This window comes from Waltera intestinalis, assembly GCF_009695995.1.
GTDB classification, from domain to species: domain Bacteria; phylum Bacillota; class Clostridia; order Lachnospirales; family Lachnospiraceae; genus Acetatifactor; species Acetatifactor intestinalis.
On sequence record NZ_VUMU01000011.1, the window covers coordinates 34,694 to 60,716 of the forward strand.

The window sequence follows — 26,023 nt, forward strand, 5'->3', positions numbered from 1 at the left end:
GAAAGGAAGAGACAAAAGAATGTCAGACAAATTGTTCGGGCTGGCCGGACTGGGCCTGGATAACCTGGAGGATATGGATATCTTCGGACAGGAGAAAAAGGAAGAACAGGCAGCGGCCGAGGCACCTAAGATAGAAGAAAAGGACCTGATCTACAACAAGAATTTCACCTGCCCGGTATGTGGAGAAGACTTTTCCACCAAGATCATGAAGACCGGCAAGGCGAGACTTTTAGGCACCGATCAGGATCTTCGTGCAAAATACGAAGGAATCGATGCGGTAAAATATGATGTGATCCTGTGTCCCCATTGCGGATATGCAGCATTGAACAGATATTTCAACAACATTACCAAGGTACATGCCAAACTGATCAAAGAGAATATCAGCAGCAAAGTACAGCTGCACACCTATGATGACGATATCTATACCTATGAAGAGGCGATCGAACGCTATAAGCTGTGCCTCGCAAATGCGGTGGTAAAACGTGCCCATGCCAGCGAGAAGGCTTATATCTGCTTAAAAAGCGGATGGCTCATGAGAGGATATCAGGAATATCTGGAAGAATCCGGAGATACGGACATGGCCCGTCTCCGTGAAGTGAAAAACATGGAAGAGACCTATCTGAAGAATGCTTATACCGGCTTCACGGAAGCACTTCAGACCGAAGGATTTCCCATGTGCGGTATGGATGAAATTACGGTGGAGTTCCTGATCGGAGTATTGGCCACCAGATTTCAGAAATACGATGTGGCAAGCCGTATGGTGGCTTCAATCCTCACATCTCCATCGGCCAATGCCCGTACCAAGGACAAGGCAAGAGAGTTGAAAGACCAGATCCTGGAGGAACTGAAGAGTCAGAAAAAGTAGGACAACATTATGTATGATATGACGATCCGGCTGCGTACAGACAGTGACAAATGTCTGTACCAGCAGATATATGAGCATATACGACAGGAAATCAGGGAAGGGAAGCTTCTGGCAGGAGAGAGGCTTCCCTCCACGCGTTCTCTGGCAGAATATCTGCAGGTGGCCAGGAGTACGGTGGATTATGCTTATGACCAGCTGTTAAGTGAAGGATATATCGAGGCGAGACCCTATAAGGGATACTTTGTATGCAAATTGGAGGGAATCTTCACTCTGGAGCAGGAAACTGGCAGGGTGCCGGAACCGGAGGCATGGGATCCACAGGCAGAAGACCTGGACGAGGAAAAAAGGATTGACTTTTCCCCCTATGGAATCGATATGAACGGTTTCCCTTTCGGTGTCTGGAAACGGATTACAAAAAATATCCTGAATGACAGCAACAGTGAACTGTTTGCCCAGGGAGAGGCGCAGGGGGATTATGATCTGAGACTGACGATCAGCCGTTACCTGCATTCTTCCCGAGGGGTGAACTGCCGTCCGGAGCAGATCATTGTGGGCGCGGGAAATGATTATCTGCTGTTACTGTTGGAGAAAATATTGGGGAGACATGTGGGAATTGCCATGGAGAATCCTACGTATAAACGTGCGTACCGTATCTTCCGGTCATTCGCCTATCATATTGTGACGGTGGATATGGATGATAAAGGAATGCGTGCGGACAGACTGGAACAGGAACCGGTCAGGGTGGCCTATGTCATGCCCTCCCATCAGTACCCTACCGGAGCGGTGATGACGATCGGCCGGCGGGCGGAGCTGTTGCGCTGGGCGGAGAAAAAGCCGGACCGCTATCTGATCGAAGATGATTACGACAGTGAATTCCGGTATCGCGGGAAACCGATTCCGTCCCTGCAGTCCTCGGACGATAGGGGAAAGGTGATCTACATCGGTACTTTTTCCAAGGCGATCGCACCGGCGATCCGTGTCAGCTATATGGTGTTGCCGGAGACACTGTTGGAGGTGTACCGCAGGGATTGTTCTTTCTATTCCTGTACGGTATCCAGAATCGACCAGCGAATCCTGAATGAGTTTATCCGGGACGGTTATTTCGAAAGGCATCTGAACAAGATGCGGATGCGTTATCGTGCCAAACACGACCAGCTGTTAGAGGGACTGGAGCCTTTTCAAAAAAAATTCCGGATCTCCGGGGAAGATGCGGGGCTGCATCTGCTGTTGACGGCGAAAGGAAATGTGACGGAAAAAGAGCTTCTGGATGCCGCTGCAGCGGAAAATGTGAAGGTCTATGGGATGTCAGAGAATATGGTGGCATCCGCTGCGGACAAAGCGACAGTGCTGCTGGGATTCGGAAGTATGGATGAGGCAGACATGAAAGAAGGCCTCCGCCGGTTGCAAAATGCATGGCTGTGAGACCTTCTCAGGATACTGCTATTATTCTTCGGTTACGGGAGGCTCTTCGTCCTCGGCGTCCTCTTCATCGAAAAATTCTTCCACATCTTCGACGGTTTCGCCTTCTTCGCCGGACAGATCGGCTGCCTGACCGGAGAGCGGTGTGAAATCAGAGGAGGAAGAGGAAGCTTCGGTTTCAGCGGTTTCTTCCGTGGGTGCGGAAGCCGGAACGGAAGCATTCAGAGGAACGTAATTGCGGGAGAACTCCGTGCTCTCGTCCAGATCCTCGTGGAAATCATCGTAATCGTCATCTGCGTCGGTGGATTCCATCAGCAGAGAGTTTTTTTGTTGCATATAGTAGTAAGCAGCTGCGGCTGCGGTACCTACTGCTGCAGTGAACAGCAGAAATTTGCCAAATTTTTTAGCCATAGGGTTGCTCCTTCCATGTTGTAGTGTATGTAACGGTTCGGAATTTTATACATTTGTCCATACAGTTATATGATAAACCTTATTGCGTAAAATGAAAAGGGATATGTTGCGATATGAATGAGAAATTTTTTGATTTAAAAAAAGAAAAGCAGGATCGTATGATCAATGCCGCACTGAAAGTATTTGCACTGCACGGTTACCGCCATGCCTGTACGGATGATATTGTAAAGGAGGCGGCTATCAGCAAGGGTTTGTTATTCCATTATTTCGGAAGCAAACTGGGTGTATATGCATTTGTCTATGATTATAGTGTCCGTTACCTGTTGCTGGAGTTGTCTACGGCGGTGGATGCGAAGGAGACGGATCTGTTTGCTCTGCTGCAGCAGGTGGAATGTGGCAAAATGCATGCCATGTGCGGTTATCCTTATCTGCAGCCTTTTCTGAACCGGGCGCAGACGGAAAATGTCAGTGAAGCATTGCTGGCGGTAGAAGAGAGAAAACAGCAGCTGGAAGATTATCTGGAGTCTGTTTTCGCAAGAGCGGATCTGGGTAAATATGCTTCCGCAGAGGATGCCGTGAAACTTCGTAAAATGCTGGAACTGACCATTAAGGGACTGATGAACGAGAGGATTTTAGAGGATGCTTTTCAGCCAGAGATGTTGTATGAAGAGATCACAGAGTATCTGAACTTAAGCAGAAGACTGGCGGAACGTTCCACACAGCCCTCTGACGAAGCGTTTTCAGAAAAATAGCATCCTATTTGCATCATAATTTTGAAGAAAATGATAACTATTTAGACATCTTATAGGCGGGATCTGCGGGATATCCGCCTTTTAATTTCTGCATGCCGCGCTGGATGGCATCTTTGGAGTTCTTCCAGTCGGCGTCCTTATTTCGGTAATCGAATTTTTCCACCAGCCAGGATACATCCTCAGAGATCCGCTGCATATTCGCTTCCATGACGGGCAGGAGGCAGTCGTAGAATTCCTGCTTTTCCTTATCGGAGAGCTTGCGGTCGGCGGCTTCACAGAGGTCTCCGAAGTGAGGCAGGCAGAAGCCTTTTCCGTTTATGATCTTATTCCGGAAACTTTCGTCATTTTTCCACAGATAGAAAAAGGTGTCCAGGTATCTTTCATAAGTATCCTTGTACTGGGAACAGATATAGCAGGAGTCCTCTTTTGCGCGGATCCACATACCGATGGTATTTTCACTGCCCTCGGCTTTTTTGAATTTTCCCAGAAGAGAACTTTTTCCGGGACGGAAGGAAGCAAATTCCTGCTGCATTTCCCGGATCATACGCTGGTAGTGCGTTTTCAGGATCCAGGCGTTGCCGAGAGTATTGCCGTAGTCGAACATCTTCTGAAAATGATAGCGGCAGAATCCGGCCTTGTCGGTCTGTTCTCTAATATCCGCTTCCATGTAGGAGGAACCGGAGCCTAAGACGAAGTCTAACAGATCCTGTTCGATATTGCGGTGAATGTAACAAAAAGGACACTCATCCTGGGCGTTTACGGCATCATTTAAGGGAATTGTGTATAACTGTTCTTTCATAGAAAACGATCCTTTCCTGACGATATTCTGTCTGTATGAAAACTATTGTAAACGATGTTTGAAATAATTGCAAAAAGATTACTGATTTGTAAAATAATGTCATTTAAAATTAAGAATTGTTTTGTTGTAATACATTTCATTTCAAGCTACTATGATAGTACAAGTGTAAAGCGAAAATAGAAAGATGTGATTTATTTGATATTCAGCAGTATTGAATTTCTGCTGTGGTTCCTGCCGATTTTCCTGATTGTCTATGGAATCACACCGCATAAATACAGAAACCTGACACTGCTTATAGGTAGCATTGTCTTTTATGCAATGGGAGATGCAGGAAATCTTGCACCTTTGATGCTCTCCGTTTTATGTAATTATTTTATCGGACTGCATCTGGCAAAGCGCAGCCCCAGGACGTTATGGCGCAAGAGGCTGTTGTTCGTGACAGCATTGAGTATTAACATTGGCATTCTGATCTGGTTTAAGTGCCGGGGAGGTTCTGCGGGACTTCCTCTGGGGATCAGTTTTTATACCTTTCAGATATTGTCTTATCTGATCGATGTATATCGCGGAGATGCAGATAGGGAGTATTCTTTTTTAAAATTTGCAACTTATGTGGTCATGTTCCCGAAGCTGATCTCCGGCCCCATTACCCGTTATGGTGAGGTGAAAGACAGCCTGTACAACAGGACTTTTACTATGCAGGGACTGGAGGACGGCATGAAGCTGTTCGTCTTAGGACTGGCAGCCAAAGTGCTGTTGGCCGACCGCGTAGGGATCCTGTGGCATGAAGTACAGGTAACCGGATTCGAGAGTATCTCCACTCCGCTGGCATGGCTGGCAGCCATTGCTTATTCCATGGAGATCTATTTTGATTTCTGGGGATATTCGTTGATGGCAATGGGGCTTGGCAGGATGCTGGGAATCGAACTGCCCAGAAATTTCCGCAGACCATATATGGCCCGGGGGGTCAGGGATTTTTACCGCAGATGGCATATGACACTGGGGCAATGGTTTTGTCGGTATGTCTATATTCCGCTGGGAGGCAGCAGACGAGGGGAACTTTGCACGATTTTTAATCTGTTGGTGGTATGGATGCTGACAGCTTTCTGGCATGGCGCCGGCTGGAACTTTTTCTGCTGGGGCGGATTGCTCTGGATCTGCATTGTACTGGAACGGCAGCTGGGAAGATTAAAATTCGTACATAAAATGAAAGTACTGCCGCACATTTATCTGTGGCTGATCATTCCCGTAAGCTGGATGTGCTTTGCTATTACGGATCTGTCACAGCTGCAGGTCTATCTGGATAAAATGATGTGGCTGGTACCGGGGATCAGCGGCGGATATGAGGATGCGTGGAAAGCATTGTCTACCTATGGTGGGCTGTTAGTCGTATCCGGGCTGGCATGTACGCCGGCAATCGAGAAGTTGTACGATTACGGCAAGGATAAGATCCTAATGAAAATATTGCTGGCAGCGGTATTCTGGTATTGCGTCTGGAGACTTATATTAGAGGGAAATAACCCGTTTATGTACTTTAGTTTTTAGAAAATCTGGATAGGATAGGAAATATGTTACAGAAACTACGACAATGGATAAGAAAATTATCCTTTCCCATCAGTCTGCTGCTTATGGGAGCCCTGTTTTTTACATGGACGGACAACTGGCAGGTGTATACGGATCCCCTTCGAGAATTGTATAACAGGGGTGTGCAGCTGGCAGGCGGTGCCCGGATGGATCATACATCGGAACCCGGACAACAGGACGGAACCGTATCGGGGGATACGGTCCCGGAAGGCACAGAAGATCCCACAGGGGAAAGTCGGACACCGGCAGTCGGAGAGACATCGGCAGATACGCAGACAGAGACAATGACAACGGAGGAACCACAACCGACAGAGCCTTCGGAAGAACTGCCAAAAGAAGTGGTCTACCATACGGTGGATGACAGCTATTTTGATGATGCTGTATTTATCGGGGATTCCCGGACAGTGGGAATGTATGAATATGGTGGACTGGAAGAGACCTCCACATTTTATGCCTCTACCGGACTTACGATTTATAAGATGTTCGATTCGAAAATAGTAGCGGTGCCGGGGCAGAAGAAAAAGATCACGGTGGAAGAGGCACTATCCGAGAAACAGTTTGCCAAGATCTATCTGATGATCGGTATTAACGAGATGGGAACCGGTACGGTGGAATCTTTCATGAAGGCTTACGGGGAGGCAGTACAGCATTTGCAACAGCTGCAGCCCGATGCGGTGATCTACCTGCAGGCGATTATGAAGGTGACCACGGAGCGCTCCGGGCAGGGAGACTATATTACCAATGAGGGCATCGAAGCCAGGAATGAAGAAATCGCGAAGCTGGCGGATGATGAGAAGATATATTACCTGGATGTGAATCCGCTGATCTGTGATGAGACCGGAGGAATGGTGGCATCCTATACTTATGACGGAGTGCACCTGAAGGCCCAGTATATTCCCATCTGGCTGGACTTTTTGAAAGAACATGCAGTGGAATAAATTTTTTCTTGACTGTGGAACGATGAAAAGCTATCATGTAACTAATAAGGTCACATGGGTGTGGGCAGGTAGATGACTATCTGCCTATCTCTATGCGGCAAATATTACAAGTTCACATGTCTATGACATAGGAGGAGAAAAATGAGCGAGAAGACTACACTCGGCGAAAATGGCATTTACGATGCCAGATCCTTGGGCGTGCCCAAGATGCTTCTGCTGGGACTTCAGCACATGTTCGCAATGTTTGGTGCCACGATTCTGGTACCCATGCTGACAGGTCTGGATGTTTCCACAACACTGTTATTTGCAGGTCTGGGAACTTTATTGTTCCATCTGCTGACCAAGAGAAAGGTACCTGCATTCCTGGGTTCTTCCTTTGCTTTCTTAGGCGGTTATGCCGCAATTGCACCTATGGCAGACGGTGCGGACAATTCCGCATTGCTTCCTTATGCCTGCTTCGGTGTAGCCTGTGCAGGTCTGCTGTACCTGGTATTATCCCTGTTGATCAAGATCTTCGGTACCGGCAAAGTAATGCGTTTCTTCCCGCCCATCGTAACCGGACCTATCATCATTGCCATCGGTCTGACCCTGTCCCAGTCCGCTATCAACAACTGTTCCGCAGACTGGCTGATCGCAGTGGTCGCTATTGCACTGGTAGTAATCTGCAATATCTGGGGTAAGGGAATGGTGAAGATCGTTCCGATCATCATCGGCGTTGTTGGTTCTTATGTGTTGGCAGCTATCTTAGGCCGCGTGGATTTCACACCCGTTGCGGAAGCTGCATGGATCGGACTTCCTATCCACTGGAATGAGACCGCTTTCTGGGCACTGTCCGACGGCAACACTTCTTTGTTAATTACTTCCATGATCACTATTATGCCGATCGCACTGGCTACCATGGTAGAGCATATCGGAGATATCTCCGCTATTTCTTCCACCGTTGGTATCAACTATATCAAGGAACCCGGATTGCATCGTACGTTGTTAGGTGATGGTCTGGCTACCATTATTGCATCCCTGTTCGGTGCTCCTGCGAATACCACTTACGGTGAGAACACCGGTGTACTGTCTCTGACCAAGGTATTCGACCCCAGAGTTATCCGTATTGCAGCAGGCTTCGCTGTACTGTTCTCCTTCTCTCCGAAGGTAGCAGCATTGATCGGCTGTATGCCTACCGCTACCTGCGGTGGTGTATCCCTGGTACTGTACGGTATGATCTCTGCAGTCGGTGTCCGTAACATCGTAGAGACTCAGGTAGACTTTACCAAGAGCCGTAACGTTATCATCGCCGCTCTGATCCTGGTACTGTCCATCGGTATCAACTACAGTGCAGCAGGCGCTATCGCATTCCATATCGGCGAGATCACCATCAGCCTGTCCGGACTGGCAGTAGGTGCGCTGACCGGTATTATCCTGAATGCAGTGCTGCCCGGCAAGGACTACAAGTTCGATGAGGACAAGCCCGATGACACCGGCGTATGCTTCGCGGTAAAGGGTCAGGAGAACTAAGACATTTTTGCTGAAAACAGCATAAACTGAACAAAGAAAGTAAGAGAGAGCATCCATGACAGAAATATAGAGCCATGGATGCTCTCTTTTTCAGTTGTGCGCTTCGCAAGCAACACAGCGCAACCACTATGCCTAAACCTCTGATATCTCCGTGATCACTTGGTCAAGTACTTCAAAATAATTCTCGAAGGTCTTGCGGCAGCATCCGGGATCGTCGATCACGATGCCCTCCGTGCGCAGACCGGTGAGGGCAAACCCCATAGCCATGCGGTGGTCGTCGTAGGTGGCTACGGTACAAGGCTTTGGCGTCCCCGGATAGATGATGATGCTGTCCTGCGTCTCTTCGCAGCGGATGCCCATACGGGTCAGTTCTGTACAGATGGCATGGATGCGGTCACTCTCCTGGAAACGGATGTGCCCGATGCCTGTGATACAGGTGGGGCTGTCGGCAAACGGTGCGATGGCTGCCAGTGTGATCGTCTGATCGGAACAGGAGGACATGTCCACCGTGATACCATGGAAAGCGGGAGTCTGCGTTCCGGCGTCCGATAAAGCTGAAGGAGGCAGCAGGAGGACTCCCTTTTCCGTATCCTGTGCGGTACATCCCATTTTCTCTAAGATACGCAGGAATTCCACATCTCCCTGCAGACTTTCAAAATGCACATGCTCTACACAGACCGGGATTCCCAGTAACGGTACCATCGCATAGAAATAACAGGCGGCAGAGACATCCGGCTCAATCTGATAATCTAATGCTTTATAATGCTGACCGGCGGGAATACGGAACTGATCCGGCGTGGGACGCTCCACGCAGACTCCGAACTGCTCCATCATCTTCTGCGTCATTTCGATATACGCCATCCCATGGGTACCCTCTACCTGAATCGTAAAATCTTCCGAAGACAAAGTCGAAGCAATCAGCAGCGCACTCAGAAACTGACTGCTGTGCCCGATATCGATGGAGATATGATCCTGTCCGAACCCATGAGCGGTCAGCGTAAAAGGAAAATGCCCATCTTCTCCTTCGCAGCGGACCTCACACCCCAATTCTGCCAGAGAGGACAGAAGCGGATCCATGGGGCGCCTCTTCATCTGCTCTGAAGAATCCATGTGAAAAACACCTTCCGAGACACCTAACGTAGCTGTCAGAAAACGCGCTGCCGTTCCTGCACTTCCCACATTTAACGCAGCCTCTTCACAGGGAAGCTTTCCTCCCAGTCCTTCTACCGTGACGATACAGCTCTCCTCATCCACCGTCGTCTCAAATCCCAGATCCTGCACACACTGCAGAAAATGCCTCGAATCATCCGAGAACAACACCCCACGCAGCGTGGATTTTCCCTCCGCCAGCATCGCCAGGAGGAGACTGCGGTTCGTGATACTCTTAGAACCCGGTACCCGGACTGAGAGAGGTTCAGTCGTTTTTTTGATATCACTATATATAGTAGGAACGCGGTAAATTTTATCTGCCATGTAGTTGATTGGCTCCTTTTGATTTAATATATTTTATATTACAATATTTCCCTAAAATATGACAATAACCCAGTAGTCACGACAGCAAGTAAGAATAAGCAGGCCGTAAGCAGACGTCGGTACTTAGCGGTCGTACTGTGACCGCTTATGTACCGTTACGCTCTGCGACAGAGCGAGAGCGTGCCGCGTTTCTTACTTGCTGTTGGGGCTACGGACTCACTATCTAAATCATACCATTTTCCATTCCCCTGTACAACTCTCAAAAATTTTTAAAAATAATTGTTGACATTCCTAGCGGAATAGTATAGTATAAATCCATAACATCCATATCAGATAAGTAGGAAATAAAAACAAACACAATTTTCAAGTTTAAGGAGGATTCTATTATGAGTAAGATTTACACATCCGCAACCCAGCTGATCGGACATACACCCCTTTTAAAGGTGACAAACTACTTGAAGGATCAGAATATCGAAGGCGTAGAACTGTTGGCAAAGCTGGAGTACTTCAATCCCGCAGGAAGCGTTAAGGACAGAATTGCACTGGCAATGATCGAAGATGCCGAGAAGAAGGGTATTTTAAAAGAAGGTTCCACCATCATCGAACCCACCTCCGGCAACACCGGTATCGGCCTGGCAAGTGTGGCTGCAGCCAAGGGTTACAGAACCATTCTTACCCTTCCCGAGACCATGAGTGTGGAGCGTCGGAACCTCCTGAAGGCATACGGTGCAGAGCTGGTACTGACCGAAGGCGCCAAGGGCATGAAGGGTGCTATCGCCAAGGCAGAGGAGTTAGAGAAGTCCATCCCGGGAGCTGTGATCCTCGGACAGTTCGATAACCCCGCGAACCCCGCCGCACATGCAGCTACCACCGGTCCCGAGATCTGGGAAGACACCGATGGCAAGGTTGATATCTTCGTAGCAGGTGTAGGTACCGGCGGAACCGTGACCGGCATTGGTACTTATTTAAAATCCAAGAATCCCAATGTGAAGATCGTAGCAGTAGAGCCTGCAGATTCTCCCGTACTTTCCGGCGGACAGCCCGGACCGCATAAGCTGCAGGGTATCGGCGCAGGATTCGTTCCTTCCGTTCTGAATACCGGCATTTATGATGAGATCTTTACCGTTACTACCGATCAGGCATTTACCACCGGCCGCCTCATCGCTCATAAGGAAGGTATCCTGGTAGGAATCACCTCCGGCGCAGCTCTGTACGCAGCAGCACAGATCGCAAAACGCCCTGAAAATGCAGGCAAAACAGTCGTAGCATTGCTTCCCGATTCCGGTGACAGATACCTGTCCACCCCGATGTTTGCAGAAGCTTAAGACGAAATTTGCAGAACTGGACAGACTTGCATTCTTGTGTTAGAATGTATGGCATGGTACTAGGAATTCAAGGAATTTGCGCTTTTCTCCCCTTAAAAGCGCGAACCTGGAATGGAGGAACTTATGGAACCGATCATTCAGATCAAGAATGTAACAAAAACTTTTATTGGTAAAGATAATCAGGTAGAAGCCTTAAAGGGTATCAGCCTGGATATCAACAAGGGAGACATCTACGGCATCATCGGTATGAGTGGTGCCGGAAAATCTACCCTGGTACGCTGCCTGAACTATCTGGAGAAGCCCACCACGGGAACCGTAGTCGTAGAAGATCAGGATCTTTCGACACTGACTGAGGCAGAACTTCGTAAGGTTCGTACAGGCATTGCGATGATCTTTCAGCATTTTAATCTGCTCATGCAGAGAAGTGTTCTGGACAATGTATGCTTCCCCATGGAGATCGTGGGTGTGAAGAAGCAGGCAGCCAGAAAGCGCGCTATGGAACTGCTCGAGATCGTAGGACTGAAGGAAAAGGCAGACGCTTATCCTTCCCAGCTCTCCGGCGGACAGAAGCAGCGTGTGGCAATCGCAAGAGCTCTTGCCAATACGCCGAAGATCCTGCTGTGTGACGAGGCGACCAGTGCGCTGGATCCCACGACGACCAAGGAGATCCTGAAATTATTACAGGACATCAACAAACAGTACGGCATCACCATCGTGATCATCACTCATGAGATGGCTGTGGTACAGGAGATCTGTTCCCATGTAGCCATTATCGATGCCGGAGAACTGGCAGAGCATGGTACTGTGGAGGAGGTATTCTCCAGACCCCAGTCCGCAGCTGCAAGAAAGCTGGTGTTCATGGTGGATCCCAAGGCAAAGGAAATGTCCGGCAAACGCTGTATCCGCATTGTTTTCACGGAGAATTCTTCTTTCGAGCCTGTGATCGCCAATATGGTGCTGGAGTGCAAGGCTCCCGTTAATATCCTGTTAGCGGATACCAAGGACATCGGCGGTATCGCCCATGGACAGATGATCTTACAGCTGCCGGAGGATGAAATGGCGGCGAACAAGATGATCCATTATTTACAGGAGAGAAAACTGGAAGTGGAGGAGCTGAAAGACTATGTGGGATAATGCAACGATTATGATGCTGGTGGAAGGCACCTTTGTTACTTTGTATATGACCCTTGTTTCCACATTTATGGGGTATGTACTGGGACTTCCCATGGGAATTGCGCTGGTAATTACCGCCCCCAAGGGATTACGCCCCAACAAGATCATTTACAAGATCTTGGATGTGATCGTTAATATTGTACGAAGCATCCCGTTCCTGATCCTGCTGATCCTGGTCATTCCTCTGACCAGAATTATCGTGGGACAGAGCTATGGACCGACCGCAACGATCGTACCTCTGACACTGGCGGCAGCACCTTTCATTGCCAGAATGGTAGAATCTTCTCTGTTAGAGGTAGATCCCGGTGTCATTGAGGCAGCGCAGAGCATGGGAGCCAATATCTGGACCATCATCTGGAAGGTAATGCTGGCAGAGTCCAGAACTTCGCTGTTAGTCAACGCAACCATTGCACTGGGAACAATCTTAGGCTATTCCGCTATGGCAGGTGCCGTAGGTGGTGGCGGACTTGGTGATATCGCCATCCGTTATGGCTACTATCGTTATCAGACAGACATTATGCTGGTGACCGTAGTGCTGCTGATATTGCTGGTACAGTTGTTGCAGTATATCGGAATGACGATTTCCAAGAAGTTAGACAAGAGAATCAGATAAGGCAGTTTAATAAAAGGTTGAGACAGGTGCAGATCACCTGATTCACAATAAAGTTAATTTTATTAACGAAAGATTTAGGAGGAGAAATATTATGAAAAAGAAAGTAATCGCTTTGATCGCTGTTGCAGCATTGTCCGTGAGCGCACTGACCGGCTGCGGCAGCAAGGGAACCGATGACAAGACCATTAAGGTAGCAGCAACCGCTGTACCTCACGCTGAGATCCTGGAGGCAGCAAAGCCTCTGTTAGAGGAGCAGGGTTATACTCTGGAGGTTCAGGTATTTGATGACTACGTACAGCCCAACGAAGTAGTAGAGTCCGGTGAATTCGATGCTAACTACTTCCAGCACATTCCTTATCTGGAGAGCTTCAACGAGGAGAAGGGTACTCATCTGGTAAATGCCGGCGGTATCCACTATGAGCCTTTCGGACTGTATCCCGGAACCGAGACCAGCCTGGACAACATTGACAATGCAACTATCGCAGTACCCAACGATACTACCAACGAGGCACGTGCTCTGTTACTGTTACAGGATAACGGTTACATCACTCTGAAGGATGGTGTGGGTCTGACCGCTACTACCAAGGATATCGTTGAGAACCCTCACAACATTAACTTTGTAGAGCTGGAAGCAGCACAGGTTCCCAGAACCCTTCCGGAGGTATCCTTTGGTATTCTGAACGGTAACTATGCAATGGAAGCAGGCCTGACTGTTGCAGACGATGCTCTGCTGTATGAGAGCGCTGATTCCGAAGCAGCAGCTACTTACGTTAACGTGATCGCTGTTAAGGAAGGCAACGAGAATCTGCCTAAGATTAAGGCACTGGTAGATACTCTGAAGTCCGATGAGATCAAGCAGTTCATTAACGACAAGTATAATGGTGGCGTTATCCCTTACAAGTAAGGAGAAGCGACAGTAAAGTAATGCGAAAATCCGGAGAGCATTCCGAAAAATGGGAGGAGATTTTTCCGAACAGCATTCGAGTGGGTGCTCTCCAGATTTTTCTGCTGTTTCCACAAATCCTATATGAACTATGGGAAAAGAAAATAAAGAAAAATAAGGTAGAATCTGTGGAAAGCGTAGAAAATCGGAGCAGTTTTGAACCGCTTTGGCATAAGCCGGCTGATATGAAAAGCAAAACAGAGCAGGAGGATGCTCGGAAATGAGGATAGGATGAAAATTTCAACCAAAGGAAGATATGCAGTACGCGTCATGCTGGATCTGGCATTGAACAACAACGGAGAGTGTATCAAGGTAAAAGAGATAGCTGCCAGACAGGGGATTTCCGAAAAGTATCTGGAGCAGATCATTGCTGTGCTGAATAAGGCAGGGTATGTGAAGAGCGTCCGTGGTGCACAGGGTGGTTACCGCATTGCCAAAGACCCGGCAGATTATACGGTGGGAATGATCCTGCGGCTGACGGAAGGATCGTTGGCACCGGTGGCCTGTCTGGAAGACGGTGCGGACATCTGTGAACGCTGCGATACCTGTGAGACCCTGGAGGTATGGCAGGAACTGTATAATGCTGTGAATAAAGTAGTAGATGGCGTAACTATAGCAGATCTCGTAGAACGTAGAAAAAAGAGACTGGAGAATCTGGATTACTCGATATAGCACGAAACAAAGCAGCCCGGCAGAAAATCTGCCGGGCTGTTGTCAGTTCCCAGAGAATGAAGGGGGTCATTCTCACTGACTTAATGTTAACTGATAATAGAATCGGTTAACATTAGTAGTATATCTATAGAAAAAGAGAAAGTCAACTTCATATGAATAAAGGCAGCCATATTCCATCGACAAATATTGCGTAGAAGCAAGTATACATAACCAATCACAAATGTGGTTATAAAAACTACATAAAAAGACTTAAAATACCATGAAATGCAATGCGATGTCAAAAACTCGTTGCTTTTTACCCTGCAACGTGGTAAGCTAAACTCTGAAAAGAAGCAGAAAGGTGTATGCGATTATGAATGAAGCATTTCATATTATATCAGACGGTTCCTGCGATCTTCCGTTGGAACTTACCAAAGAGAAGAATATCACAGTGGTTCCCTTCTATGTATCTTTTGAAGAGGGAGAATATCAAAAAGAAATGGTAGAGATCGGTGTACGTGAATTCTATCAGGAAATGGTGGATCATCCGGATGTATATCCCAAGTCCTCTATGCCGTCCGTACAGGATTACCTGGATGCATTTCTGCCTTCTGTCAAAGCGGGTACACCCATTATCTGTATCTGCATTACGACCAAATTCAGTGGCTCCATGCAGTCCGCGCTGAATGCGAAGGCGATTCTGGAAGAGGAATATCCCGAATCACAGATCTATGTCTGTGATTCTTGTGTGAACACAGTTCTTCAGGGAATCTATGTACTGGAAGCAGTAAGGCTCAGAGATGCGGGTGCAGGATATCAGGAGAGCATTGATCGCCTGAATGAGATCAAGAGCTCCGGAAGAATCTTTTTCACGGTCGGAAATATGGAATACTTAAAGCATGGTGGACGCATCGGCAAAGTAGCAAGTGTAGCGGGAAGCCTGCTTGGCATCAAGCCTATCATCACCTTAAAAGAAGGCGAGATCTTCCCGTCCGGTATCGGCAGAAGCCGCCGCAAGACCGTGGACAAGACTATCGACCTGCTGCTGGCATATCTGGCAGAGGAGAAGACAGATATTGCAGATTACAGTATCTGCATAGGATACGGCTACGATAAGGAAGAAGCCGTGGAGTTTAGGGACAGACTGGTAAGCAGACTGAAGGAGAAGGGATACGACATCGACACCATTCCCATTTTCCAGATCGGTGCTACCATCGGCGTACACACCGGACCTTATCCGCTGGGAATCGGTGTCGTGAAGAAATCCATTAGAGAGTAACTCTTAATTTATTCTTTGCAGGCATCTAACAGTTCCTGCACATTTTCAAAAGCATAGTCCGGCAGATACTGGGTATTCGGCTCCCCCTCGGGAGTCAGAATATCCTTTTTTTGTGCCTCGCCGGTGAATAGGACGCAGGTGTCCACGCCGCCGTTAATGCCGCAGGCAATATCGGTATACAGACGGTCACCGACTACCAGTGTCTCCTCGGGGGTAAAACCGGATATATCCAGGCATAAGTTTACGACTTCTTTGCTGGGTTTGCCCAAGTAAATGGGCTGTTTATCGGTGGTAGCGGTGATCATATCACAGATCGCACCGCAATCGGGGATAAAGCCGAAGTCGATGGGACAGCGCAGATCCGGATTGGTGCCGTAGAAGGGAACGTCCTGGGTGAATAAAACTTTGCAGACTTCCGTAAGCTTGCCGTAATTTAATTCACTGTCGTAGGCAACCACCACGCAGTCGATATTCTCTTCGCAGACCTCGGTGACATGAAGTCCATTTTTACGTAGTTCAGCTATGAAGGAAGCAGTTCCCAGTACAAAGATTTTTTTCTCTGCATAATTTTCCTTCAGAAAACGCAGCGTCATATAGCCGGAGGTGATGAACTGATCCTCCGTGCTGTCCAAGTGAAATGCATCGTGGAATTTCTTCACATAGTCCAGCCCGCTTTTTGTGGAATTGTTGGTAATGTAATAAGCCCTGCCACCGATGTCGTTGATATAGCGGATCAGATCCGCACTGCCTTCGTACAGGGTATCGCCCACGGCGATCGTTCCGTCGATGTCGAACAGGAAAAGCTTTTTATTTTTCAGACGAGCCAGTTTAGCGGCATCGCTGTACCTATGCTTCGGGTCAAAAGTATTCATAATTGTCCTCATTTCTAAGCGAAAACGCTCAGACTCATGTTAGCAATGAATGTAGTCACTGTCAAGGAAAAGACAGCGCGCGGAGGGAAAATGCGCGGAGGGAAACGTAAGTGGAATTGCGTAAGCATTTATGGTATGATAGGCATAGATGCGCGTGGTGGGGTACGCAGTAAAGCTGCCTGATAATGAAAATAAAAAAGGATACGATCAGTGATATGGATGAGAAGAAGGATAAAGGTTTACAGGGAAACGAAAAAATAGAGGAGGCAATTCTGGCATTACAGCAGGAGCCCACGGAAGAGCTTCTGGCACACGCGCTGACAGTGGTGCGCAGACGGATGCGGGAGCAGGGGCAGTTCATCGTGGCAGTGGAGCCGCCTTCCGCAGATGTGCAAGAAGCGGTGATGCAGGCAGCCGGAACCGCTATGCGTTTACAGGCGGTGCAGACCTCCGATGGGAAAAAATGGTGGTCGGCGTTCACCGGCTTCGAAGAACAATTAAAAGGAAGCGGCAGTGTGATGTCTACGTTCCTCACGGATATCGAGCAGCTGTTTCGCATGACGCTGACCGCAGAGGGCATTGAAGGTGTGATCTTAAACCCCTGGAACCGGACACTGATGTTAGACAAAAATCTCCTCCGTATCATTCTCGGAGAATAATAAAAAAAGGGAGAATCAGAGCATGACAGAAAACTATGAACTGCCGGTGTTGTTCACGGAAGAAGAGCGGAAGGCTTATGCTTCCTGGGGCATCAAAAAAGAGAAATTACTGATGCCGTTTGCCATAGCGACAATCTTGATCTATGCGGTGACGGCGGCATTTGTCGTAATGAAAGTCTGGGGCGTGCGGGACAGTGATCATGTGCTGTTCCAGATGCTGGTACTGGGCGACTGGATCCCGGAGCTGACGGGGACGCTGGCGGTCCTTATGACGATCCTGCTGCTGGGACCCTTAAATTTTATACTGGATAAATTGTGGAAGAAACCGGCAGAACCTATAACGCTGATCGTAGAACCGGAAGGAACGAACGTGAAGATTCACAAGGCTCAGACCGGCAGAGAAGAGAATCTGAAGAATCGGAAGATTGCGACGGAGACGGAGAGTTATCCGCTGGCACAGTTGTTCGCTTTCTTAAACCCGAAGGATAACACAATCTGTTATCAGAAAAAATGGCACATAATTGGAGAAAATACCATAGAAAACATATATCCTGCAAAATACAGACATCCCTGGATGGATCACCCGGAAAATAAAGCAAGCGCAATCACAGATGTGCAGAGACTTACAGATATTCTAAAAGGGTACGAAGCGTCCCTGGAGGCTGCCCGCAAAGAACAGGAATGGTTAAACAATCAAAAATAAGAAAGAGGAAAAAGCATGAAATTTATCTCATGGAATGTAAACGGACTGAGAGCCTGCATGCAGAAGGGCTTTTTAGATTTTTTTCAGGAAATAGATGCAGATATTTTCTGCCTGCAGGAGACCAAATTGCAGGAGGGACAGATCGATCTGGATCTGCCCGGATATCACCAGTACTGGAACTATGCAGAGAAAAAGGGCTATTCCGGTACGGCGATTTTCACAAAAGCAGAACCGCTTCAGGTGACCTACGGCATCGGCGTGGAAGAGCATGACCATGAGGGCAGAGTGATCACGGCAGAGTACCCGGAGTTCTATTTTGTGACAGTCTATGTACCGAATGCCCAGCAGGAATTAAAGCGCCTCGATTACCGGATGCAATGGGAAGCGGATTTCCTGGCATATCTGAAGAAGCTAGAAGAAAAGAAGCCGGTGATCTATGCGGGTGACCTGAATGTGGCGCATCAGGAGATCGACCTGAAGAATCCGAAGACGAACCGCGGCAATGCGGGATTCACCGACGAGGAGCGCGCCTGCTTCTCCAAAGTACTGGAAAACGGATTTATCGATACCTTTCGCTATTTTTATCCGGACCAGACCGGAATCTACTCCTGGTGGTCTTACAGATTCCAGGCGAGGGCGAAAAATGCCGGATGGAGAATTGACTATTTCGTGGTATCGCAGTGCCTGCAGGACAGACTGGCAGATGCGAAGATCCACACGGAAGTTCCGGGATCGGATCATTGTCCGATCGAGCTTGATATACAATAGGCAGAAGACTGCAAAAGGAGACCTATGAGCTTACGTTTCTATTTCGGACCTTCCGGGTCCGGCAAGAGTCACAGAATCTATGAAGAGATCATGCAGCGGGCGGCGCAGGAGCCGGGGAGGAATTTCCTGATCATCGTGCCGGATCAGTTCACCATGCAGACCCAGAAGGATCTGGTCATGCGCAGTGACAGAGGCGGCATTCTGAATATCGATGTCTTAAGCTTCGGCAGACTCAGTCATCGTATCCTGGAGGAAGTAGGAACGAAGGAAATGCCTGTACTGGATGACACCGGCAAAAGCCTGGTGCTGCAGAAGATCGCGGCAGATCTGAAGGAGCAGCTGCCTGCCATGGGAAGTCTGTTGCATAAGCAGGGCTATATCCATGAGGTGAAAAGTGCTATCTCCGAATTCATGCAGTACGGCATCAGCACACAGGATATGGATAAACTGATCGCCAGCGCTGAAAAAAGGGGCGCACTGGCAATGAAGCTCAGAGACTTAAAGACTCTGTACCGGGGATTTCAGGATTATATCAGAGACCATTTTATCACTACAGAGGAGACACTGGATGTGCTGCGCAGATCCCTGGTAAAGTCGAAGATCCTTCCGGACAGTGTGGTGGTATTCGACGGGTTTACGGGATTCACCCCCATACAGAATCGTCTGATCCAGGAATTGATGCGGGTGTGCGAGGAGACCATTGTCACTGTGACCATTGGTGAGGAAGAAGACCCTTATCAAATGGACGGCGAGCAGAAATTGTTCCATCTGAGTAAAAAGACAGTGGCGGATCTGGTGAAGCTGGCGGCGGAGGCAGAGGTGACACGAGGGGAAGATGTATTTGTAAAGGGCGGTCCCAACCGTTTCACCGAGGCACCGGCGTTATGTTATCTGGAGCAGAACCTGTTTCGCTATCAGTATGAGCCTTATATGGAGAAACAGCGTGAGATCCATATGTTCGAGGCACTTTCTCCCAGAGAGGAAGTCCATCAGACGGCATTGTATATCCGGAAGCTGATCCGGGAAGAAGGACTTACTTACCGGGATATTGCTGTGGTCATCGGAGATCTGGAGGGGTATGCTTCCTATGTGGAGACGGAATTCGGGCAGCTGGAGATTCCCTGTTTTCTGGACAGGACCAGAAGGATTGTCTTAAATCCCATGATCGAATACATCAAAAGCGTCTTGCAGTTATATATCAGGGATTTTTCGTATGATACCGTATTTCATTTTTTGCGCAGTGGCATGGCGGATATCTCCAGAGAGGAAATTGACGAACTGGAGAATTATGTGATCCGCACCGGGGCGAGAGGGTATCGCACCTACAGCCGCCTGTTCACACGAAAAACTGAGGAGATGCAGCAAGGCAGTGGGCAGGAAGACACAGAGCGGGCGGAAGAGGCCCTGGAGCGTCTGAACCGTATCAGACAGCAGTTTGCGGATACCGTGGAGATCCTGCATATGGCTACCCGGGCAAAAGCCGGCGAGTATGTGGATCATCTGTATGATTTTCTGGAGCAGAATCAGGTACAGCAAAAGCTTTTGAATTATCAACAGCAGTTCGAGCAGGAGGGCGACCTGGCGAAAGCCAGGGAATATGCACAGATATACCGTCTGGTCATGGATCTGCTGGATCAGATCTATGAACTTTTGGGTGAGGAAGAGATTTCCCTGCAGGAATTTGCGGATATTTTAGAGGCTGGTTTTGGCGAGATCACAGTAGGTACGATTCCGCAGAATGTGGATCGTATTGTGGTGGGTGATATGGAGCGAACCCGCTTAAAACAGGTTAAAGTATTGTTTTTCCTGGGGGTAAATGATGGAAACATCCCGAAAAATGCCTCCAAGGGCGGCATTATCTCCGATATGGACAGAGAATTTTTAATCGAATCCGGAACAGAAATGGCACCGAGTCCCAGACAACAGATGTACATTCAGAGACTGTATCTGTATCTGAATATGACGAAACCCTCAGAACGGCTGTATCTGTCTTATGCCAAGGTAAACAGTGATGGGAAGGGAATCCGTCCGTCTTACCTGATCGATACGGTACGGAAGCTTTTTCCGCAGCTTGCTGTGGAATATCCCCAAAACCGCAGCCGTATCGAACAGATCGAGGGCAGACAGGAAGGTGCCAGATATCTGGCGGAGGAACTGCGGGAATATGCGGACGGAACGCTGCGGGAAGAGGAACGGCAGGATTTTTATCTCATGTACCGTGCCTATGAAGCAGATCCGGAGGGCAGAGACCGTCTGACGGCGGCAGCATTTAGAAGATATAAGGAGAGCGGTCTGTCAAGGATCGTGGCGAGAGCATTGTACGGCAGGCAGCTGGAGAACAGTGTGAGCCGCTTAGAGACCTATGCTGCCTGCGCCTGCAGACATTTCCTGCAATATGGCCTGTCTCTGCAGGAGAGAGAAGAATTCGGCTTTGAAGTGTCGGATATGGGAAATGTGTATCATGCGGTACTGGAGAATTTCGCAGGAAAACTTGCAGAATCCGGTCGGACATGGTGGGATTTTGATGAAAATTTTGCGACTCAGGCCATCAAAGAAGCAGTGGAAGGGTATGCTGCGACTTATGGGGAGACCGTTCTGTACAGTTCTGCAAGGAATGAATATGCTATTACCCGGATGAGCAGGATCCTGACCCGGACGGTGCTGACCTTGCAGCAGCATCTGAAGCAGGGAAGCTTTCAGCCGGACGATTATGAGTTGTCCTTCCGGTTCGCGGAGGATCTGGACAGTATTCATGTGGATCTGTCTGAAGAAGAGAAGATGCACCTGCAGGGACGCATTGACCGTATCGATGTATCGGAGGACGCGGAGCATGTCTATGTCAAGGTCATCGATTACAAGTCCGGCAATAAGAAATTCGACCTGGCGGCACTGTACTACGGCCTGCAGTTGCAGCTGGTGGTATATATGAATGCGGCAATGGAGCTGGAGAGCAGAAAGCATCCGGATAAGGAGATCGTACCGGCGGCACTGCTGTATTATCATATTGATGATCCTACGATAGAGACTCCGGTGGAACTGACCCAGGAGCAGATCAACGAAGAGATTCTGACAAAGCTTCGCATGAACGGTGTGGTGAACAGCGATCCCTCCGTGGTGGAACGTCTGGATCGATTTTTACAGGACAAGTCCAAAGTCATTCCGGTGGAAAAGAAAAAGGACGGAAGCTTCAGCGCCAGATCCGGAATCTTAAGCCGTGAGGAGCTGCAGGTGGTATCTGCTTATGTGGATACGAAGATACGCCAGATTGGCAGGGAGATCCTGGACGGTAAAATAGCGGCAAATCCTTACGAAAAAGGAAATGAGGAAGCATGTACCTATTGCGCCTATAAAAAGGTCTGCGGCTTTGACGGCAGTATTCCCGGATATGAGAAGAGGCAGCTGGAGGATCTGGATAAGCAGACGCTGATGCAGCGGATGCAGGAGACGACGGAAGCGTAGGATAAAAGAAACAGGAACAGAGGTAGCGTATGGGAATGAAATTCACCCCGGAACAACAAAGAGTGATCGAACTGCATAACAGCAATATTCTGGTATCGGCGGCCGCGGGAAGCGGTAAGACGGCAGTGCTGGTGGAACGTATCATCCGCATGATCTGTGACGGAGAACATCCGGCGGATATTGACAGATTGCTGATCGTGACATTTACCAATGCCGCTGCAGCAGAAATGAGAGAACGGATTGCCGCGGGCATCACTGCCAGACTGGAGACAGATCCCGGTAATGAACATATTCAGAAGCAGTCTGCGCTGTTACATAATGCACAGATCACAACCATTGACAGCTTCAGCCTGTTCCTGATCCGGAACCATTTCAATGAGATCGGACTGGATCCGGATTTCCGCGTGGCGGATGAGGGAGAGATTAAGCTGCTTCAGCAGGAAGTACTGGCGCAGCTTTTAGAGGATGCCTATGCCGGGCAATTTGTCCCGGAAGCCCCGGAACAGTTCCATGCCTGTGTGGAGTATTTCTGCCCGGGAGGCAGGGAGAGCGTATTAGAGCAGCATATTCTGAATCTGTCCCGGTATGCGGGAAGTTTTCCCTGGCCTGCGGAATGGCTGGAGGAGCGCAAAAATGACTATGCCGCAGGAGATATGGAAGCACTGGTTCACAGCGATTACGGACAATATCTGACGGAACGGGTGAACCGTACCGTGGAGGGATGCCTGGAAAAACTGCGGGAAGTAAAGCGGCTGTGTGAACTGCCGGACGGCCCGTATATGTACGGAGAACTGACGGAGGCAGAGATCGAGCAGCTGGAGAGACTGACATCCTGTAAGGACCTGGAGGAACAGGCGGCCAAAGTTCCTACGGTGACATTTGGACGCCTTCCTTCCAAGAAGGATGACAGTGTGGATCCTGCCAAACGCGAACTTGCCAAAGCAATTCGAAACAGTGTGAAGGATACCTTAAGTGACCTTTCAGAGAGCTATTTTAAGACCCCGTTAGAACTGGCGGTGGAGCAGGGAAAAGCCTGCAGAGAGCCGCTGCGAATACTGCTTGACCTGGTACTGGAATTCGACAGAAGGCTTCTCGCAGCCAAGCAGGAGAGACATCTGATCGACTTTTCCGATATGGAGCATTATGCGCTGCAGATTCTGTTAAAGCGGGAAAAAGTGGAAGAATCCGGTGGCACAGGGACGGATCGTACCGAAACGAAATATCGGATTGTGCCAAGTGACGTTGCAATGGAGTACCGCCAGTATTTTCAGGAGATCCTTATCGATGAGTACCAGGATAGCAATCTGGTGCAGGAGTATCTGTTAAGCGCTATCTCCGGGGAAGAAGAGGGTCGTTACAACCGTTTCATGGTAGGTGATGTGAAGCAGAGCATCTATAAATTCCGTCTGGCGAGACCGGAGCTTTTCCTGGAAAAATACGACACCTATCAGGAGACCGGAGATCTGTGCCGGATCGATCTGGCGAAGAACTTCCGAAGCCGTATCCAGGTGGTGGATGCGGTAAACGATGTATTTTCCCGTATCATGAGCAGGGAGATTGGCGGTATCGCTTACGATGACAAGGCGGCACTGTATCCCGGAGCAGGGTATCCTGCACAGGAGGATCCCGCCTACGGCAGCGAACTGCTACTGATCCGCAAGCCGGAAAAGGGAGAGCGCGAAGAGAGTGGCATCGGAGAGCAGCATGCCGAGGGTGCGGGAATCCTTGTGGATTACGATAATGTACGACAGTTGGAAGCACTCGCCATTGCCGCCCATATAAAACAGTTGAAGGGCAGTCTGAAGGTGATGGAGAAATCCACGGGAGAACTGCGTCCGGTGCGGTATTCGGATATGGTCATCCTGCTTCGCACCACCAGCGGCTGGGACGAAGAATTCAAAAAGATACTGGAACAGCAGGGAATCCCTGTCTACATCACATCTAAGACCGGATATTTTGGGGCGCTGGAGGTGCAGGAGTTGCTGCAGTTTTTGCGGGTGCTGGACAATCCGAGACAGGATATCCCATTGTTTGGCGTGATGCAGTCCGTCTTTGGTGGATTCACCCAGGAAGAGATCGCGCAGATCCGTAGCGGTGGGGAAGGGCATTCCAGAAAACGGATGACACTGTATGAGGCACTGAAGGAAGTGGCACAGAGCGGCCGGACAGAAGACACTGAACTTTCCATAAAAGCGAATGACTTCTTACAACGTATCGATCACTACCGCAACCTGACGCCTTATACCTCCATTCGCGACCTGTTGCAGCGGATCCTGGATGACTATGACTATCTGAATTATGTGACGGCACTTCCCACCGGCAGCAAGCGGCGTGCAAATGTAGAGATGCTGCTTACGAAGGCATCCGCTTTCGAGAAGACCAGTTATTTCGGACTGTTCCACTTTATCCGTTACATGGAGCAGCTGGAAAAATATGACGTAGATTACGGTGAGGCGGATACTCTGGATGAAAATGCCGATGTGGTCAGGATCATGAGTATCCACAAAAGTAAGGGACTGGAATTCCCGGTGGTATTTGTCTCCGGACTGTCGAAACGCTTCAACATGCAGGATGCGAACCAATCCCTCATCGTGGACATGGATCTGGGAGTTGCGGTGGATTATGTAGATTCCGTACGGCGTATTAAAAATAAGACTCTCCGCCGGGCAGTCCTGTCTGCAAAAATGAAGGAAGATAATCTGGCGGAGGAATTACGTGTGTTCTATGTGGCACTGACCCGTGCCAGAGAAAAACTGATCTTAACCGCGGTATTGGACAAGGCTGACGAAAAGTGGGAGCTGGCGCAGATGACCGGACAGGAGAGGCTGACTTATCTGGATTTCTGCGAGGCGGGAAGCTATATGGATTTCCTACTGCCGATCCTGCCGAAGACGGGAATCGCGGTGAAGACACTGAGAACGGAGGACCTGGCGGCAGAGGAACTCGGAGAGCAGCTGCGCATGGGCGATCGCAGAGAACAGCTGCGGCTGATAGCCTGTGGAGAGACACCTTTGACCGGGGACCCGGAAGAAAATGAGCGGAAGCTTATGCATCTGCGGGAGCGTTTTGCTTATCAATATCCACATCCCGGGTTACAAAAGCTGTATACCAAGACAACAGTGTCAGAGTTAAAGATCGCAGCCATGGCGGAAAAGGACGAGGCGGCATTCCATACCTTTGAAGAAAAAGAAGTGGTTCCCTATATCCCGGGATTCCGCAGAGAGCAGGAGAAGGTCAGCGGTGCAGTACGGGGAAATGCTTTCCACCGTGTCATGGAGCTTCTGGATTTTATGTATGTATTTGTCGAATCAGGACTGTTTGAAAAATGCCCCGGAGATTATGAGACATACCGTAAGAGACTGGACGCGGAGAGACTTAAGAACCGGTTGGAAGAATTCTTACAGCGGGAAACGATATCTTTACGCCTGACGGAGGAATATGCCAAAGCAGTCAGTCTGCCGAAGATCCTCAATTTCCTGGAGCAGGAGCTGGCATACCGCATGTGGCGTGCGCAGGAACAGGGGCTTCTATACAGAGAGCAGCCCTTTGTGCTGGGCATTGATGCAAAACGCCTGGATCCGGACCTGCCCGAGGGAGAAAAGGTGCTCATTCAGGGTATTATCGACGTCTTTTTCATAGAAGACGGTGAGATTGTTCTGCTGGATTACAAGACCGATGTGATCGACTCCCTGGAAGCTCTCTGGAACCGCTACAACGTTCAGATTCAGTACTATGAGGAAGCGTTGACGAAGTTGATGCAGATGCCCGTGAAGGAGCGGATCCTGTATTCCTTCTACTTGGAAAAATATGAGTAAAAAGGAGATATCCACA

Annotated in this window: 21 protein-coding genes; 17 read left to right on the plus strand and 4 right to left on the minus strand. The window is 49.0% G+C overall.

Annotated features, from left to right (window positions below; genetic code table 11):
- The first annotated feature begins 19 nt into the window (after window positions 1-19).
- Complete coding sequence (locus FYJ59_RS09500) at window positions 20-865, plus strand: DUF2225 domain-containing protein (protein WP_154496622.1); 846 nt, start codon at window positions 20-22, stop codon at window positions 863-865.
- Between the two features lie 9 nt (window positions 866-874).
- A complete protein-coding gene (gene pdxR, locus FYJ59_RS09505; RefSeq protein ID WP_154496623.1) occupies window positions 875-2,287 on the plus strand; it encodes a MocR-like pyridoxine biosynthesis transcription factor PdxR in 1,413 nt (470 codons plus the stop codon).
- A gap of 21 nt (window positions 2,288-2,308) precedes the next feature.
- Here pdxR and FYJ59_RS09510 read toward each other — a convergent pair whose 3' ends face one another.
- Entirely contained in the window at window positions 2,309-2,695 is a 387-nt protein-coding gene (locus FYJ59_RS09510; RefSeq protein WP_022153031.1) for a hypothetical protein, read from the minus strand.
- Window positions 2,696-2,808: 113 nt separating this feature from the next.
- Here FYJ59_RS09510 and FYJ59_RS09515 point away from each other — a divergent pair, with 113 nt between their 5' ends.
- Complete coding sequence (locus tag FYJ59_RS09515) at window positions 2,809-3,447, plus strand: TetR/AcrR family transcriptional regulator (protein WP_118546783.1); 639 nt, start codon at window positions 2,809-2,811, stop codon at window positions 3,445-3,447.
- A 37-nt stretch (window positions 3,448-3,484) separates the two neighbouring features.
- On the opposite strand, the gene FYJ59_RS09520 is transcribed toward FYJ59_RS09515, so the two are convergent.
- Window positions 3,485-4,246, minus strand: a complete 762-nt coding sequence (locus FYJ59_RS09520) for a DUF6062 family protein (protein WP_154496624.1) — start codon at window positions 4,244-4,246, stop codon at window positions 3,485-3,487.
- 186 nt (window positions 4,247-4,432) lie between these two features.
- Here FYJ59_RS09520 and FYJ59_RS09525 point away from each other — a divergent pair, with 186 nt between their 5' ends.
- The 3 genes from FYJ59_RS09525 to FYJ59_RS09535 all read left to right on the plus strand — a co-directional run bounded on the left by FYJ59_RS09525 (window position 4,433) and on the right by FYJ59_RS09535 (window position 8,274).
- Window positions 4,433-5,788, plus strand: a complete 1,356-nt coding sequence (locus tag FYJ59_RS09525) for an MBOAT family O-acyltransferase (RefSeq protein WP_328597226.1) — start codon at window positions 4,433-4,435, stop codon at window positions 5,786-5,788.
- A gap of 23 nt (window positions 5,789-5,811) precedes the next feature.
- Window positions 5,812-6,765 carry a GDSL-type esterase/lipase family protein gene (locus tag FYJ59_RS09530; RefSeq protein ID WP_154496626.1) on the plus strand — a complete coding sequence of 318 codons (954 nt, stop codon included), beginning with the start codon at window positions 5,812-5,814 and terminating at the stop codon, window positions 6,763-6,765.
- A 141-nt stretch (window positions 6,766-6,906) separates the two neighbouring features.
- Window positions 6,907-8,274 carry a uracil-xanthine permease family protein gene (locus tag FYJ59_RS09535; RefSeq protein WP_154496627.1) on the plus strand — a complete coding sequence of 456 codons (1,368 nt, stop codon included), beginning with the start codon at window positions 6,907-6,909 and terminating at the stop codon, window positions 8,272-8,274.
- A 132-nt stretch (window positions 8,275-8,406) separates the two neighbouring features.
- On the opposite strand, the gene aroA is transcribed toward FYJ59_RS09535, so the two are convergent.
- Complete coding sequence (gene aroA, locus FYJ59_RS09540; RefSeq protein ID WP_154496628.1) at window positions 8,407-9,747, minus strand: 3-phosphoshikimate 1-carboxyvinyltransferase; 1,341 nt, start codon at window positions 9,745-9,747, stop codon at window positions 8,407-8,409.
- Between the two features lie 386 nt (window positions 9,748-10,133).
- On the opposite strand from aroA, the gene cysK reads away from it, so the two are divergent.
- The 6 genes from cysK (at window position 10,134) to FYJ59_RS09570 (ending at window position 15,731) form a co-directional block, all read left to right on the plus strand.
- Window positions 10,134-11,072: a cysteine synthase A gene (gene cysK, locus FYJ59_RS09545; protein ID WP_117464987.1), complete on the plus strand. Its 939-nt coding sequence runs from the start codon at window positions 10,134-10,136 to the stop codon at window positions 11,070-11,072.
- A gap of 123 nt (window positions 11,073-11,195) precedes the next feature.
- A complete protein-coding gene (locus FYJ59_RS09550; RefSeq protein WP_118551468.1) occupies window positions 11,196-12,206 on the plus strand; it encodes a methionine ABC transporter ATP-binding protein in 1,011 nt (336 codons plus the stop codon).
- Window positions 12,196-12,858: a methionine ABC transporter permease gene (locus FYJ59_RS09555; RefSeq protein ID WP_154496629.1), complete on the plus strand. Its 663-nt coding sequence runs from the start codon at window positions 12,196-12,198 to the stop codon at window positions 12,856-12,858. Before FYJ59_RS09550 ends, FYJ59_RS09555 begins: the two co-directional genes overlap by 11 nt.
- Window positions 12,859-12,949: 91 nt before the next feature.
- Entirely contained in the window at window positions 12,950-13,762 is an 813-nt protein-coding gene (locus tag FYJ59_RS09560) for a MetQ/NlpA family ABC transporter substrate-binding protein (protein WP_154496630.1), read from the plus strand.
- A 270-nt stretch (window positions 13,763-14,032) separates the two neighbouring features.
- Window positions 14,033-14,473 carry an RrF2 family transcriptional regulator gene (locus FYJ59_RS09565; RefSeq protein WP_022154510.1) on the plus strand — a complete coding sequence of 147 codons (441 nt, stop codon included), beginning with the start codon at window positions 14,033-14,035 and terminating at the stop codon, window positions 14,471-14,473.
- Between the two features lie 352 nt (window positions 14,474-14,825).
- Window positions 14,826-15,731 carry a DegV family protein gene (locus FYJ59_RS09570; RefSeq protein ID WP_154496631.1) on the plus strand — a complete coding sequence of 302 codons (906 nt, stop codon included), beginning with the start codon at window positions 14,826-14,828 and terminating at the stop codon, window positions 15,729-15,731.
- A gap of 8 nt (window positions 15,732-15,739) precedes the next feature.
- Here FYJ59_RS09570 and FYJ59_RS09575 read toward each other — a convergent pair whose 3' ends face one another.
- Complete coding sequence (locus tag FYJ59_RS09575) at window positions 15,740-16,603, minus strand: HAD-IIA family hydrolase (protein WP_154496632.1); 864 nt, start codon at window positions 16,601-16,603, stop codon at window positions 15,740-15,742.
- Between the two features lie 215 nt (window positions 16,604-16,818).
- Between FYJ59_RS09575 and FYJ59_RS09580 the strand changes: the two genes are divergently transcribed.
- Genes FYJ59_RS09580 through addA form a run of 5 tightly spaced genes read left to right on the plus strand, consistent with a single transcriptional unit; the run spans window position 16,819 to window position 26,007 of the window.
- Complete coding sequence (locus FYJ59_RS09580; RefSeq protein WP_154496658.1) at window positions 16,819-17,262, plus strand: SseB family protein; 444 nt, start codon at window positions 16,819-16,821, stop codon at window positions 17,260-17,262.
- A gap of 22 nt (window positions 17,263-17,284) precedes the next feature.
- The gene (locus tag FYJ59_RS09585) at window positions 17,285-17,965 is read left to right on the plus strand and encodes a hypothetical protein (protein ID WP_154496633.1); all 681 of its coding nucleotides are present in this window, start codon (window positions 17,285-17,287) and stop codon (window positions 17,963-17,965) included.
- A gap of 15 nt (window positions 17,966-17,980) precedes the next feature.
- Window positions 17,981-18,733 (plus strand): exodeoxyribonuclease III, encoded by a 753-nt coding sequence (locus FYJ59_RS09590; protein WP_154496634.1) that lies wholly within the window; start codon window positions 17,981-17,983, stop codon window positions 18,731-18,733.
- Window positions 18,734-18,757: 24 nt separating this feature from the next.
- Window positions 18,758-22,192, plus strand: coding sequence for a helicase-exonuclease AddAB subunit AddB (addB, locus tag FYJ59_RS09595; protein WP_154496635.1), 3,435 nt, complete (start codon window positions 18,758-18,760; stop codon window positions 22,190-22,192).
- Window positions 22,193-22,221: 29 nt separating this feature from the next.
- On the plus strand, window positions 22,222-26,007 hold the full coding sequence (gene addA, locus FYJ59_RS09600; protein ID WP_154496636.1) for a helicase-exonuclease AddAB subunit AddA: 3,786 nt from the start codon (window positions 22,222-22,224) through the stop codon (window positions 26,005-26,007).
- Window positions 26,008-26,023 lie beyond the last annotated feature (16 nt).